Origin of the sequence: Streptomyces sp. NPDC060205, from assembly GCF_042728395.1 — a bacterium.
GTDB lineage: Bacteria > Actinomycetota > Actinomycetes > Streptomycetales > Streptomycetaceae > Streptomyces.
On sequence record NZ_JBHWZP010000273.1, the window covers coordinates 1 to 12,822 of the forward strand.

At 67.6% G+C, this 12,822-nt stretch carries 13 protein-coding genes and 2 pseudogenes; 5 read left to right on the forward strand and 10 right to left on the reverse strand.

Annotation, left to right across the window (positions count from 1 at the left end; translation table 11 throughout):
* Positions 1–12: 12 nt before the first annotated feature.
* From ACFWGJ_RS33665 to ACFWGJ_RS33690, 6 genes are all read right to left on the reverse strand, one after another.
* Positions 13–855: an ABC transporter ATP-binding protein gene (locus ACFWGJ_RS33665; protein ID WP_387332222.1), complete on the reverse strand. Its 843-nt coding sequence runs from the start codon at positions 853–855 to the stop codon at positions 13–15.
* Positions 856–871: 16 nt separating this feature from the next.
* Positions 872–1,489, reverse strand: a complete 618-nt coding sequence (locus ACFWGJ_RS33670) for a helix-turn-helix domain-containing protein (protein ID WP_387332224.1) — start codon at positions 1,487–1,489, stop codon at positions 872–874.
* Positions 1,486–2,565, reverse strand: a complete 1,080-nt coding sequence (locus tag ACFWGJ_RS33675; protein WP_387332226.1) for an ABC transporter substrate-binding protein — start codon at positions 2,563–2,565, stop codon at positions 1,486–1,488. The genes ACFWGJ_RS33670 and ACFWGJ_RS33675 overlap by 4 nt, the downstream gene beginning before the upstream one ends.
* Positions 2,566–2,575: 10 nt before the next feature.
* Positions 2,576–3,649 (reverse strand): adenosine deaminase, encoded by a 1,074-nt coding sequence (add, locus tag ACFWGJ_RS33680; RefSeq protein WP_387332228.1) that lies wholly within the window; start codon positions 3,647–3,649, stop codon positions 2,576–2,578.
* A gap of 734 nt (positions 3,650–4,383) precedes the next feature.
* Positions 4,384–4,593, reverse strand: coding sequence for a hypothetical protein (locus ACFWGJ_RS33685; protein ID WP_387332230.1), 210 nt, complete (start codon positions 4,591–4,593; stop codon positions 4,384–4,386).
* Between the two features lie 31 nt (positions 4,594–4,624).
* A complete protein-coding gene (locus tag ACFWGJ_RS33690) occupies positions 4,625–5,200 on the reverse strand; it encodes a TetR/AcrR family transcriptional regulator (RefSeq protein WP_387332232.1) in 576 nt (191 codons plus the stop codon).
* 143 nt (positions 5,201–5,343) lie between these two features.
* On the opposite strand from ACFWGJ_RS33690, the gene ACFWGJ_RS33695 reads away from it, so the two are divergent.
* Positions 5,344–6,081: an SDR family oxidoreductase gene (locus tag ACFWGJ_RS33695; RefSeq protein ID WP_387332234.1), complete on the forward strand. Its 738-nt coding sequence runs from the start codon at positions 5,344–5,346 to the stop codon at positions 6,079–6,081.
* 185 nt (positions 6,082–6,266) lie between these two features.
* Here ACFWGJ_RS33695 and ACFWGJ_RS33700 read toward each other — a convergent pair.
* Positions 6,267–6,729 (reverse strand): annotated as a pseudogene (locus ACFWGJ_RS33700) (GNAT family N-acetyltransferase); the annotation flags it as partial.
* A gap of 178 nt (positions 6,730–6,907) precedes the next feature.
* Here ACFWGJ_RS33700 and ACFWGJ_RS33705 point away from each other — a divergent pair.
* Positions 6,908–7,273 (forward strand): hypothetical protein, encoded by a 366-nt coding sequence (locus ACFWGJ_RS33705; RefSeq protein ID WP_387332236.1) that lies wholly within the window; start codon positions 6,908–6,910, stop codon positions 7,271–7,273.
* An 11-nt stretch (positions 7,274–7,284) separates the two neighbouring features.
* Here ACFWGJ_RS33705 and ACFWGJ_RS33710 read toward each other — a convergent pair.
* Positions 7,285–7,467: pseudogene (locus ACFWGJ_RS33710) on the reverse strand (transposase); the annotation flags it as partial.
* 238 nt (positions 7,468–7,705) lie between these two features.
* Here ACFWGJ_RS33710 and ACFWGJ_RS33715 point away from each other — a divergent pair.
* Positions 7,706–9,238, forward strand: coding sequence for an FAD-dependent oxidoreductase (locus ACFWGJ_RS33715; RefSeq protein ID WP_387332238.1), 1,533 nt, complete (start codon positions 7,706–7,708; stop codon positions 9,236–9,238).
* A 534-nt stretch (positions 9,239–9,772) separates the two neighbouring features.
* On the opposite strand, the gene ACFWGJ_RS33720 is transcribed toward ACFWGJ_RS33715, so the two are convergent.
* Positions 9,773–10,138: an STAS domain-containing protein gene (locus ACFWGJ_RS33720; RefSeq protein WP_387332240.1), complete on the reverse strand. Its 366-nt coding sequence runs from the start codon at positions 10,136–10,138 to the stop codon at positions 9,773–9,775.
* A 203-nt stretch (positions 10,139–10,341) separates the two neighbouring features.
* Here ACFWGJ_RS33720 and ACFWGJ_RS33725 point away from each other — a divergent pair, with 203 nt between their 5' ends.
* Positions 10,342–10,827, forward strand: coding sequence for an ATP-binding protein (locus ACFWGJ_RS33725; RefSeq protein WP_387332242.1), 486 nt, complete (start codon positions 10,342–10,344; stop codon positions 10,825–10,827).
* Positions 10,828–10,856: 29 nt separating this feature from the next.
* On the opposite strand, the gene ACFWGJ_RS33730 is transcribed toward ACFWGJ_RS33725, so the two are convergent.
* Positions 10,857–11,159 (reverse strand): hypothetical protein, encoded by a 303-nt coding sequence (locus ACFWGJ_RS33730; RefSeq protein WP_387332243.1) that lies wholly within the window; start codon positions 11,157–11,159, stop codon positions 10,857–10,859.
* A 331-nt stretch (positions 11,160–11,490) separates the two neighbouring features.
* Between ACFWGJ_RS33730 and ACFWGJ_RS33735 the strand changes: the two genes are divergently transcribed.
* Positions 11,491–12,372: an SDR family oxidoreductase gene (locus ACFWGJ_RS33735; RefSeq protein ID WP_387332245.1), complete on the forward strand. Its 882-nt coding sequence runs from the start codon at positions 11,491–11,493 to the stop codon at positions 12,370–12,372.
* Positions 12,373–12,822 lie beyond the last annotated feature (450 nt).

The window sequence follows — 12,822 nt, forward strand, 5'->3', positions numbered from 1 at the left end:
GTCGAGGTCATCTCAGGCGCTCCGCTCGGCAGGCGGTTCGGCCGCGTCGAGCCGAGCGGCCGTCTCTTCCTCGAAGAGCAGCTCACTCAGCTCGTCGACGAGTCGGCCGAACTCCGGGCTCCGCGTCATCTCCGGCACACGGGGCCGCGGCAGGTCGATCGTGACCGTGCGCAGGATGCGGCCGGGTCGCGGCGTCATCACGACGACCACGTCCGAGAGGAAGATCGCTTCGGAGATCCCATGGGTGACGAGGAGTGTGGTGGCGGGCCTCTTCGTCCAGATCCGCTGGAGTTCGAGGTTCATCCGCTGCCGGGTCATGTCGTCGAGTGCGCCGAACGGTTCGTCGAGCAGGAGGACGTCCGGTTCGAAGGCGAGAGCTCTCGCGATCGAGACCCTTTGCCGCATCCCACCGGACAGCTGGTTCGGTCGCGCTCCCTCGAAACCCCGCAGCCCCACCAACTCGACAACATCCTGGATGGTTGCCTGGTCGGGGCGCCGGCCCGCCACTTCGAGCGGCAGCCGGATGTTGTCCGTGACAGTGCGCCACGGCAGCAGCGCGGAGTCCTGGAACGCGACTCCCAGGCGCCCGCTCTTACGGGCGATCGAAGGGCTCTGGCCATGGATCGATACGCTGCCGTCGGTCGGACGGTCCAGATCGGCGAGAAGGCGCAGCACGGTCGACTTCCCGCACCCCGATCGACCGATCAGGCTGACGAACTGGTTTCGGTCCACTGTGAGACTCACACCGCCGAGAGCGTCGACGCGCCGCCGCTTCGCCATGAAGGTCTTCGTGACGTCGTGAAGCTCGATTCCAGCGGGCGTCTTCGCGTGCGATTGATCTACCTGCGCAGGCATTCGGGCTCCCTCACTCTCAGTGTTGGAAGTTGTTGACGATGAGGACTTCGGCGGGCTCGTCGCTGCCGAGTCCCCATCGATGGGGGACGTCACCGTCGTGGTTCAGCGCGTCGCCGGGGCCGAGATCGACCGGGCGGCCTCGCAGGAATTCGACACGCAGATGCCCGCGGATCACGTACACGAAGTCCTCACCCTCGTGTTCGAACCAGTCCTGCGGCGGGTCCGCCTGTTCGATGAGATAGCGGTGCGCCTTCAGTGACAGCCCCGAGCCACCTCGGGTCAGGAGCCGCGGCCGCTGGGCATCTTTGCGGTTCGCCGCTCGCATCTCCTGACCGGAGCCGGCCCTGGTGATCAGGATGGATGTGGAGCTGACGGGTAGCAGACCGTTGGGTGTGGTCCCCAGCAACTCGGCCAGGCGGTAAAGGCGAGGGAGGCTGATGGAGGACTGTCCCTGCTCAAGCTGGGTGATGAAGGACGCCGACACCCCCAGTTGGGCGGCGAGCTTCTTGCTCGGCATTCCCAGCTCTTGACGCCGATGACGTACCGCCGCTCCGACGTCGCGCGCGAAGCTGTCGGCCTCGGCTGCCGTTGCTGTCGCTTCGACCTGGTCGTCGATGCTCTCGCGTTCCGTCACGTCAGCTTCCTCAATTCCGGGTGTTCCTCGTAGACCTCGGCCAGCAGGGACATGTCGAACAGCTTGTCCGTGGTCGTGTCGACGCCTGTCAGTCCGAGCGTTGCCACCGTCTCCTTCTGGAGGGCCTCGGTGACCGTCAGGACGCCGTTCTTCTCGGTGTCGGCGGTCCTGATCAGGACGATCTCGGCCTTGTTGCAGGCCAGCTGGTTCTCCAGCGAGTACTTCAGCGACTTGCCGTACTTGTTCACGGCCAGGCGCGCGCCCTCTTCGGGGTCCGCGATGTTGGCTCTCCAGCCCATGATGTCGGCACGAAGAGCCGCCTTCAGCATCTTCCGGTTCTTGGAAATCTGATCCGTGGAGGCGACATAGGTCTGGGTGATGGTGGCGTAGTTGAAGTCGGCGAACATCATCACGGCCGGATCGTGCCCGGACTGCTTGAGACTGATGGGAGAGTTCGTCGAGTAGTCCATGATCCCGTCCACCTGACCGGCGACCAGGGGGGCGGGGTCGTACTGGAAGGGCACGATCTTCATGTCCGAGGTCTTGAGGCCGTTGACGGCGAGGAACGCCTCTACCGCGGGCTTGTCCGCGTTGGAGACGGCGATCGTCTTCCCCTTCAGGCCGGCCGGCGTCGTGATGGGGTTGCTCTGCAGCGACACGATGCAGGACGGCGTCTTCTGGTAGAGCGCACCTATGACCCGGAACGATGCGCCGTTCTGGTTCGCCGCGACGATTTCCGTCGGTGACGAGACACCGAACTGGGCGGTTCCATTTGCCAGTTGGGTCAGCACGGAGACGGCTGACGGGCCGCCCGGAATGAACTTGACCGACGGGAAGCCGACCTTCGTGTAGTAGCCCCTCGTGTCCGCGATGTACGGACCGGCCTGTGTCACGTCGTACAGCCAGGAGAAGGCGTAGTCGAGCTGACCTAGACCGCCGCCCGCCCTGGTGCCCGACCCGGTGTCCGTGGATGTTCCACAACCGGCGAGCGCGAAGCCCACCGTGGTGGAAAGTCCGAGCCCCAGCAGCCCGCGGCGAGACATCGTGCCGCCGGGAGCATTCCGTTGATCGGTCATGGTCTTGTCCTTACTCGTCGTCTGATCTGTAGGCGACTGGGCGGAGTCGCTCAAGTTCGGCACTGAACTCGGCGCGGAGGCGGGCGACGGTGGCGTCGTCCGCGAAGCAGGCGTCGAGACCGGCCAGCGCATACTTCTCGGCGTCCTCGACGGTCCATTCCAGATGGACGGCCGCGTCGATGAAGTCCTCATGGAGCTCCGGCCCGATGAGCGCCGGATCGTCGGAGTTGAGACACATGTTCAGACCAGCTGCGGCCATCGCCGCGACATCGCGGCGTCGGCCCTCCACCTCCAGCTCGGGATAGTCGATGAACCAGCACGCCGAGTAGGGGATCTGCGAAGCGACGGTGCGCGACAGCAGCTCGGGGTCGAGCAGTGCGGCGTATCCGTGGTCGATGCGATCCACCCGCAGAAGGTCCAGGCACTCCACCATCTCGGTGGAGTCGCCGTGCTCTCCCGCGTGCGCCGTCAGTTTGAGGCCCGCCTCGCGGGCCAGGTCGTACGCGGCCACGAACTCGGACGGCCGTCCTGCCAGTTCGTTCGAGTCGAGGCCGATCGCCACCACCTCGTCGTGGGGGTGTGCGAGCACCTCGCGGACAAGTTCGAGCGCCGCCTCGCCACCCAGTTCGCGATTGATCGCGACGACGATCCGCGATTCGACGCCCACCTTTGCGCGGGCCTGACGCACGCCGGCGAGAATCCCGTCCATCATCTCGGCGTAGGTCAGTTCGGGGTGGTTCTGCGGGTTGAAGGCGATCTCGCGGTACCGGAGTCCTCCTTCGGCGCCGGTGAGAAGGCTGTCGTAGGTGACCGCCCTGAAGTCGTCCTGCGTCTGCATCGACTTCGATACCGCGACATAGATTTCGAGGCCCTCGTCGAAGTTGCGGAAGAGGTACCGGTCACCCCCGTCGCGCGCTCCGGCAGGAAGGGTGACGCCGTGGCCCTCGGCCAGACGGCGAGCCGTCTCCGGAGGCACGCATCCTTCGAGATGACAGTGCACCTCCGCCTTCGGCAGCGCGCGGAGGTATTCCGCGCTCAGACGCTGCCGAGCGGGCGATGCTGTCGGGTTGCTCTCTGCGCTCACGTCATCTACTCCTCGTCGAGATGGGAACGAAATTAAGACACACTGAACTTCGTGTCAATGGAACGTTTCAAAAATCCCGCCCTGCGGTCATTTCCCCTGGCTGAGACTGTGTCCTGCACAGGCGTCCGGGGGAGCTGCTCGTGGCGGCGCCGGGCCATGGGAGTCCGAAAAAGACCAGGTGGTCGCCAGGGTGGCCCGCGCGACAGGTGCTGAGTCGGCGGTAGCCGGACAGCCAGGACGGCCCGCGCCTGATCACCCGGCCGCAAACCGGCGCACGGCAGTTCGACCGGCTTTCGCGCCGTGCGGCGCGGCGCGGTGAGAAGGCGGGCCGAACGGATGCCAGTGGTTCGCCCGGCGTGGATGCGGTCCTCGGTACGCGTATGCCGGCGGTGGCGCGGTTCGAGGCGCCGCGATCAGAACGCCGTGGCGTGGTGGCAAAAACAAGTCACCGCGTTGCGCAGCCGTCGGTTAAGTGCAACTGGACGCTGAGGTAGGGAAGTTTGCAGTGAACGATCAGTTGATTCGGTCGGCCGTTCCGTGCTTCCTCATGCTGTCTGTCGAGCGGCGTGCGTGGTGGGTGGCACGAGTTCGTAGGCCCGTCCATCACACAGGAGGGCACATGAACAGCCGCCGATCCAGACCTGGCCATCCGGGCGGCGACAGTGCCCGGCCGGCGAGCCTCGCGGGGCGAGGCAGCCGCAGCCCCGGCGTGACATCCGGGCGCAGTAGCGCGGTCAGGTGCCGGGCTGGTAGCGCAGGCCGTCGACGAGCAGGGCGATCATCCGCTTCGTATAGGCGGTGTCCTCCGGGACGACGATGCTGGCCATGGTCCGCAGCAGGTCGTATGCGCTGATGGCAGGGCGGATGTCACCGGTAGTGGCGGCGTCGCCGCCGACCTCCTTCGCGGCGGCGGACGCGAGTCCGGGGCCCCGGTCCACGTACACCGGGGTGGCTCCTGGCCGCACTCCAGCGACATCACGGCGACCGCGGCAGTAGACCGTCCAGGGTGAGGTCGAGCAGGCGCTCCGCTCGCTGTCGGTGTTCAGCACCCGCCGAGGTGAGGGCGATGCCTTCCAGGGCAGCGCCGATGTCGGTGGGCTGGACATCAGTGCGGATCGCCCCGGCGGCTGTGCAAGCGTCCATGAGTGAGGTGATGGCGGCCTGGATCAATTCCCGGCTGTGACCATAAGGATTGCTTCCCGCCGCGGCCATGGCGCGCAGGGCGTCGATCATGCCGTACTTGGCGGTGACGTAGTCCAGGAACAGGCGCGTCCACTCGCGCAGGGCCTCTACCGGCGGCTTCTGGGTGAGCAGAGCGGGAGCGGCATCGCACAGGTGGGCCACCTCATTGCGGTAGACCGCCTCTACCAGGGCCTCCCGGGTGGGGAAGTTGCGGTACAGAGTCGCACTGCCCACGCCTGCCTCTTTGGCGATGCGTTCCAGGTGCGCCTCCAGCCCGTCCGTCGAGAAGACGCGTACAGCGGCCGTGAGGATCTTCTCCCTGTTCCGCCGTGCGTCAGCTCGCAGCGGCCGAAGTGTTCCCTCGGACATCAGTGCTCGCCATCCCCTCTTCGAAGCCCTTCGGACTTGCTAACCGGATACGCCCCCACTTAAGGTGAGCTAACTGGGGGCGCCTCCGTTTCACTGTAGGTCACTGCGCTGACCTGTGCATACCCCAAGAAAGGAAGCCGATCATGTCAGGCATCCAGGGCAAAGTCATTGCGATCACAGGTGCCAGCAGCGGCATCGGTGAGGCAACTGCGGCTTACCTCGCCGAGAAGGGCGCCCAGCTCGTGCTCGGAGCCCGGCGGGAGGACCGACTGAGTGCCGTCGTGGACGGCATCACCGGGAAGGGCGGCACCGCCACCGGCGTCATCGTCGACGTCACGCGCCGCGAAGACCTCCAGCGTCTGACGGACACAGCCCTCGACCAGTACGGGCGACTCGACGTCCTCGTCTCCAACGCAGGCACGATGGCCGTCTCACCGTTCGACGACCTGCGCCAGGACGACTGGGACGCCATGGTCTCCACCCACATCACCGGCCTGCTCAACGGCATCGGTGCGGCTCTGCCCATCTTCCGTCGGCAGCGCTTCGGCCAGTTCGTGAACGTCGGCTCCACTGCGGCTTACGTCGTCAAAACCCCCCAGGCGGTCTACGCGGCCACCAAAACGGCGGTGAAGGTGCTTACCGAGGGCCTACGCCAGGAGTCGGGACCCGACCTGCGCGTCACACTCGTCTCACCCGGCTTCACCAATACGGAAGGCGTCGGCAAGGGGGCCAGCCCTGAAGCCGCGGCCGCGATGACCCGGCAGCGGGACGAGATCGCCATGCCGCCCACTGCGATTGCCTCCGCCATCGGCTACGCGATCGAACAACCCGACGGCGTCGATGTCAGCGAGATAGTCGTTCGTCCCACCGTGCAAGCCTGACAGCGGCGAGACGAAACCGCCCCTGTCAGCAAGCGATGACGAGCTCAAACGGTCAGCGCATCACCGCTGTGGAGAAGCAGATCGGCAGCCCGATCATGCCGTGGATGATGGCCGGCCCGGTGGGCCGATGGGCGATCTTCGGGCGACGCATGGGCCGTGCTGACCGCAGCCACCTGGTGAGGCTGCGGTCGATCGTCTGGCGCCGGCGACGGTTCGCGGCCGTATGCAACACAGCCCACGCTCGTACAGGAAGCGCGTTCGGAAGTTGCCCTCCTCCACCGCGAGTTCGGCCCTGCGCAGCCCGCGGTGCCGGATCCGCTGTGCCGCAGCGCGGACGAGCCGCGTTCCAAGGCCACAGGATCTCAGCGTCGGCAGCACGGCGAGCTGCCACAAGGTTCCGGCTTCCTCGGAGACCTGGTAGTCGATGCCGCCGATCGCCACCGGTAGATCTGCAGGAGTGCATACCGCGAGGCAGTCCACCTCGCCTGACGCAGCTCGCGCCAGCTCTCGCTCTACGTGGCGCGGGTGGGTGGCCGAGCCGGATCAGGTGCACACCGGTAGATCCTGGAGCGACAGATCGCACACGGTGACAGGCATGGCGACGGTGACATCGGTGGAGTCGTCTTCAGTGGTCACCGTCTGAAGCATGTGGCTTCGGCGATCGGCGATGGCACGGCAACGGACTTCTGCCGGCTTGGTGTGGTGCGTCCGAGCCAAGCGGTCCGCTGGCGTCGCTGCCGCTTGCGGTGCACAGCGGACACGCCGTGGGGGAGTGCCTCCCGAAACGCAGTCGACGCGGCACGGTCTTGCTCCGGAGAATCAGCGCGTGAGCCTCAACGTGGATACCTACGTATACAAAGCCAACGGCGAATGGGACCTTATGGACGATCCCGATGACGACTACACCAAGACCATGGCCGGATTCGAGAGGACGCGAAGCAGGCTGTGGGGTTCTGAAGCGGTTCGGGCTCTGGGGGCTCGCTTCTTTCCCCAGCTCGACGGCGGCAACCTCCAGGTCGAGCCGGGTGAGATCGACGACTTTTTGGCCGAGTGCGAAGCGATACGCCCGCACTTCGATCACCTTGCTGACGTCAGCGGCTACGGCAAGGAGTACATCACCCGATGCTTCAACAACATCGTGGCCGCTGCCGTGCGAGCCAAAGCCGAGGGCGGCGGTGTCATCGTCTGGTGAGCTGGATCCGCGTCCTCGCGGGCCGCGGGACGGCAGGTCTTGCTCCCGGGCGGCCGTCCGGGACCGGCGCCATGAGGTGGGGGAACACGGGCGGGGCACGGCAGGTGGGCTCGGATGTTCCGGACCCCTCGGCGGACCTGAGCCTGGACCCAGACCCGGGCCTGGATGCGGCGTTCGGGCTTGGCCGGTTCCTCCAAGGTCGGCGGTGAGCGGTCAGGCGAGACAGAACCGGGTGTGGGCAACGGCCGGTGATCGCCTGTGGGTGGGAAATGCGTCGCCAGGCTACGGATGCGTGTGCGGCAGCGGTGGTTTCGGCGCCTCGTGTCGGGCTGCCACCTGCGGCGATCTGGGATCTCGGTGACGGAGACAGGGCCGTTCAGGGGAGAGGTGCCCTCCACGTCTCGTTTTGATCCGTGGGGGAACTCGTGCCCCATGACCAAGCGATCTGAACTGCCGGGCACCGCGGAGTCGTACTGGATGGCCACGGCGCCGGGCACCCGGTGGCCGGCGCTGGAGGCCGACGTGACGGCGGACGTCGTCGTGATCGGGGCGGGCATGGCCGGTCTGTCCGTCGCCTGGGAGCTGACCCGTGCCGGACGCGCCGTCCTCGTGCTGGACGCGGACCGCGTGGCCGCCGGGGTGAGTGGTTACACGACGGCGAAGCTCACCGCGGCGCACTCGCTCGTGTACGACCGCCTGCGCCGCACCCGCGGGAAGGAGGGCGCACGCCAGTACGCCCACTCCCAGCAGGCCGCGGTGGAGCGGGTCGCGTCCGTGGCGGCGGAGCTCGGCGTCGACTGCGACTTCGAGCGCTCGTCGGCCCTGACCTTCACCGTCGACCCGCGACAGCGAGCGACGTTCGAGGCCGAGGCGGAGGCCGCCGCCGAAGCGGGACTGGCCGCCGACCTCGTGACGGAGACGGACCTGCCGTTCCCGGTCGCCGCGGCGGTACGCGTCGGACAGCAGGCTCGGTTCCATCCGCGCACGTACCTGCTGGCCCTGGCCGACGACATCGCCGCGCGAGGCGGTGGCATCCACGAACGGACCCGGGTGACCGGCCTCAGCGAGGGCACCCCGTGCCGGCTCACCACCGAGCGGGGCACGACGGTCACGGCGAACGACGTCGTCGTCGCCACGCACTACCCGGTCTTCGACCGTGCCCTGCACTTCGCGCGCCTGTCACCGCGCCGCGAACTGGTCGTCGCGGCCCCCGTCCCCGCCTCGGCGGCACCGGAGCACATGTACATCACGGACGACCTGGGCAAACGCTCCGTACGCACCGCTCCGCTCGACGGAGAACGACGGCTGCTCATCGTCACCGGGGAGAGCTTCACCCCGGGCGCGGGCGAAACCAATGAGCGCTTCCTGCGGCTCGACGCGTGGATGCACGAGCACTTCCCGGTCGGCGACACGGCGTACCGGTGGGCGGCCCAGGACAACGACGTGAGCGACGGTGTGCCGCTGGTCGGCCCGTACCATCCGGGCGCGCGGCATGTGTACGTGGCGGCCGGCTTCGGCGGCTGGGGCATGAGCGGGGGCGCCATGGCCGGACAGCTGCTGGCGTCGACGCTCACCGGCGCGGAACCCGAGTGGGCGGGGCTGTACGACCCGCGCCGGCTGTGGAGCACCGTCCGGGAGGGCACGACTCTGCTGAAGCAGCAGGCGGACGTGGCCAGGCACTTTGTGGGCGACCGGCTGCGGACCACCCACGTCGACTCCGTGGCAGAGATCGCCCCCGGCTCGGGCGTGGTCGTACGGGTCGAGGGGCGGCGCTGTGCCGTCTACCGCGACGAGGCTGGCACGGCCCACGCGGTGTCGGCGCGCTGTACGCATCTCGGCTGTCTGGTCGCGTTCAACGAGGCGGAGACTGCGTGGGAGTGCCCTTGCCACGGTTCGCGCTTCGGCGTGGACGGCGAGGTGCTTCAGGGACCGGCCGTACGCCCGCTGCCGCCGAGGACGGTCTGAGCGGCTGAGTCCGGGCAGGGGCCACCAGCCGACCCGCGTACATCGACCTCGCGGTACCGGGCGGCGTGGACCGGCTGTACGCCGCCGTCACGGCCCAGGGACGGCCGCTGGTCGCCGCGGCGCTCAACGCCGGCGTGGGAAAGTCGTAAGACCTCGGCATCCCGATCCGGCGCACCCCCACCGCCACGCAGCGGCTTCGTCCTGACGCCCCGGCGATAACACGCGTCAACGCCGGACTGTCGCTTTCAGGGTGGCTGGCCGTGGCTCGCTCCTGACCGTCTGCGCCCCCGCTGCTGGTGATCCCGTGCGGCGGTCCGATGAGTCGGGCGTAGGCGGCGTGGACGGCCGATGCTGAGGCGGCCGTAGCTCTGACTTCCTGCCAGTTCGGCGCCTACGTCCTGCTGGTAGCGCGGCGGGCGGGGAGAAGCATGAGCTGCGTACCGCGAGCGGCGTGTTCCGGTGCTCAGCTGTAGGAGCGGCTTACCGGGCGGCGGAAGTCAACTGAGCTGCGCTGGACCAGACCGCCGGTGGGTGTCAGTGGCGGAGTGCGTGTTCGAGGGTGGGATGGCAGTCGATGATCTGGTCGACGCCGACGATCTGCAGGACACGCTGGACGGCTTCTTGGGCGCCGGCGATACGCAGCCATCCCTGAGCGGTGTTTGCCTTCTTCTGGGTGGTGATGAGGGTGTTGATGCCGCTGGAGTCCATGAAGGTCACCTCGCTGAGGTCGACCACGATCTTCATGGGCACGGCACCGCCGCACGAGAGCAGGGCGTCGATCAACTGGTCCTTGACGGTGTGGTCGATCTCGCCGTGCAGGGCGACCACTTGAACCCCGCCGAGAGTGACGTGGTCGACCGACAGCTGGCCGGGTCGGGCTGGTTCCTGGATGCCTGTCAACGTGTTCCGTTTCCTCGGCTGCGCTCGCTGATATGAAGGGGGCTTGGTTCGATCAGCGCTGAAAGCCTGCCCCGGCGTTACGGCGAACAGCAGTTCGGTATTTTAGCCGTCATACCCGGGGCACCGTGCGGGCGTGATGTACGGGGGACATGCGGGGGCGGTCACGGGGTACGCGCTACGGCGTGAATGGGGGGAACGACACGATGGACGAGGCGGGATCGTCTCCTGGTGGTGAGGGCGGGCTGGTGTCGCAGAGACCTCTGGTCCGGGATTCCGTCGTCCTGGACGGTGACGGGAGTGTCATCGCCGAGGCACGGCATCATGCGGTCGGCTTCCTCGCCCGTGCCGAGAAGGAACACGGTGTGGTGGTGTCCGCGCGGGCGAGGGATCTCACCCAGCTGGTGGTCAGCGAGCTGGTCACCAACGCTTACAAGCACGCGCCCGGTCCGGTGTCGTTGGAGCTGTGTGTCATCAGGCAGGTGGTGGAGGTGGCGGTGTCGGACAGCGATCCGGCCCTGCCGGTCGCCCACGCCGCTGATACGGGCCGGGTCGGGCAGCACGGCCTGGAGATCGTCATGGCGGTCGCCCAGGGCTTCGAGGTCAGGCAGGAGCCGGCTGGCAAACGCGTCATCGTCCGCATCGCTCTGTGTGATGATCCCGGGGGAGACGTCCGCGGCCGCACTCAGTAGCAGCCGGTGGTATGCACCACCAGCGCCGTTCAGAAAGTGCCCACCCTGCGAGCCGCGTCGGCGAGCACCACCACATCCCCGTCGCCGTGCGTGTCCGCGACATGGTGGCCACGTCCGGCGAGCAGTCCTGACACGGCGGCCTTCACCAGGACCCGTACGCCGGCGTCGCCCGGAGCGCAGTCGGCCTGGTCGCGTACCAGAGAAGTGAACTGGCCCGAGGTCATCCAGCTCACCACAGCGCTCTCAGACACTTCAGTTACCCGCAGCCCCCGTACGTCGACATCCGTCTCGTCCAGCACCTGGAAGCCGACCTGTATCAGGGCGAACCGCACCCGAGAGACGAGTTCGGCAGGTAGGCACGGCCTCCGGGTCGTTTGCCTGCACCGGTGCAGATCATGCCTGCGGATCTCGGCGGCGCGGACAGGCTGTCGCGTGACGCGTTGTACAGAGCGCACGGGCGGGGTGAGAGCAAGGTGAGAGCAACCCTCCGAGAGCTGGACCTCCGTACCCCGTCCCGCATGTGTGAGGCGGCGGAGCATGGGACACCCGATGCTGCGGAGGCATGCGCCCACGCAGCTCGATCACAGCGAGCGGTGGGCGTTCGCGCCTCCGGCAGGACCGGCGCAAGCTGGAGACCGTGGACCCGAGGAAGGAACAGCGCTGATGGGCGAGACCCCGCAGAACCCGACGAGCAAGCACCCGCAGCCGGAGTTCGCTCAGCAGAATCAGGAGCCGCCGGGCTGGACCGGTCCGATGGACCCGCCCCCTGACCACGGTGAGGAGTCCTACCGAGGGAGCGGGCTGCTGCGGGATCGGGCGGCGCTCGTGACCGGTGGGGACTCCGGCATCGGGCGGGCCGTCGTTCTGGCCTACGCGCGCGAGGGCGCGGACGTGATGTTCACCTATCTGCCCGAGGAGGCCAAGGACGCCAAGGAGACCGCACGCCTCGTTGAGGAGGCGGGTCGTCGTGGTCTGGCCGTGCCGTGCGACATCCGCGAAGAGGAACAGTGCCGGCGCCTCGTCGATCGGGCTGTCGCGGAGTTCGGGCGCATCGATGTGCTGGTCAACAACGCGGCCTATCAGATGTCTCAGCCCGAGGGCATCGGGGACATCACCTCGGAGCAGTTCGACCGGGTGGTGCGTACGAACCTGTACGGCATGTTCTGGCTGTGCAAGATGGCCGTGCCGCACATCCCTTCGGGCGGATCCATCATCAACACCACCTCGGTGCAGGCGTACAAGCCGAGTCCGCACCTCCTCGACTATGCGATGACCAAGGGCGCCATCGTGACCTTCACCCAAGGTCTGGCGCAGATGCTGGTCGAGGACGGTATCCGGGTCAACGCCGTGGCTCCGGGACCGGTGTGGACGCCGCTGATCCCGGCGACGCTGCCGGATACGAAGGAGTTCGGCAAACAGGCCCCGATGGGCCGCCCCGCCCAGCCGGCCGAGATGGCGCCCGCGTATGTGTTCCTGGCCTCAGAGCACGCGAGCTTCATCACCGCGGAGATCATGAACGCCACCGGGGGCACGCCGCTCCCTTGATCGGGCCAGGGGGGCGCGGGGGAGAGGGACAGCGCGGGAGGGAACTGGTGTGGAGAAGGCGCCGGCGTGGGTCCGGACGTCGAGCCGCGGATCAGCGATGCAGGTCGACATCAAGTGGCCCGACAAGGAGTTGTCCCCGCAGGACGGCAGCACCAAGGCCGGTCGTGCCAGGCACTATCGTGCACAGTCTGCTGATCCCGGTCCGTTCAGCGGGCGGTCGTAGGGCCGGCCCCGAACGCACCGTCACACAAGTGGCGGAACAAGGGCGGACGCCCGCAGCCGGCGCGACAGGGTCGGCACCGGGTCTCCCCACGGTGCGACACGGGCCGACTACATCTCCGACAAATCCGAGTACGTATGCCCTAAGGGCCAGCGCGTTCCCCGTGCGCAGTCCACCGCAGGGGCTGTGCCTACGGGACGGCTGTAGTCGTCACTCCGGCCGCCTAGCAG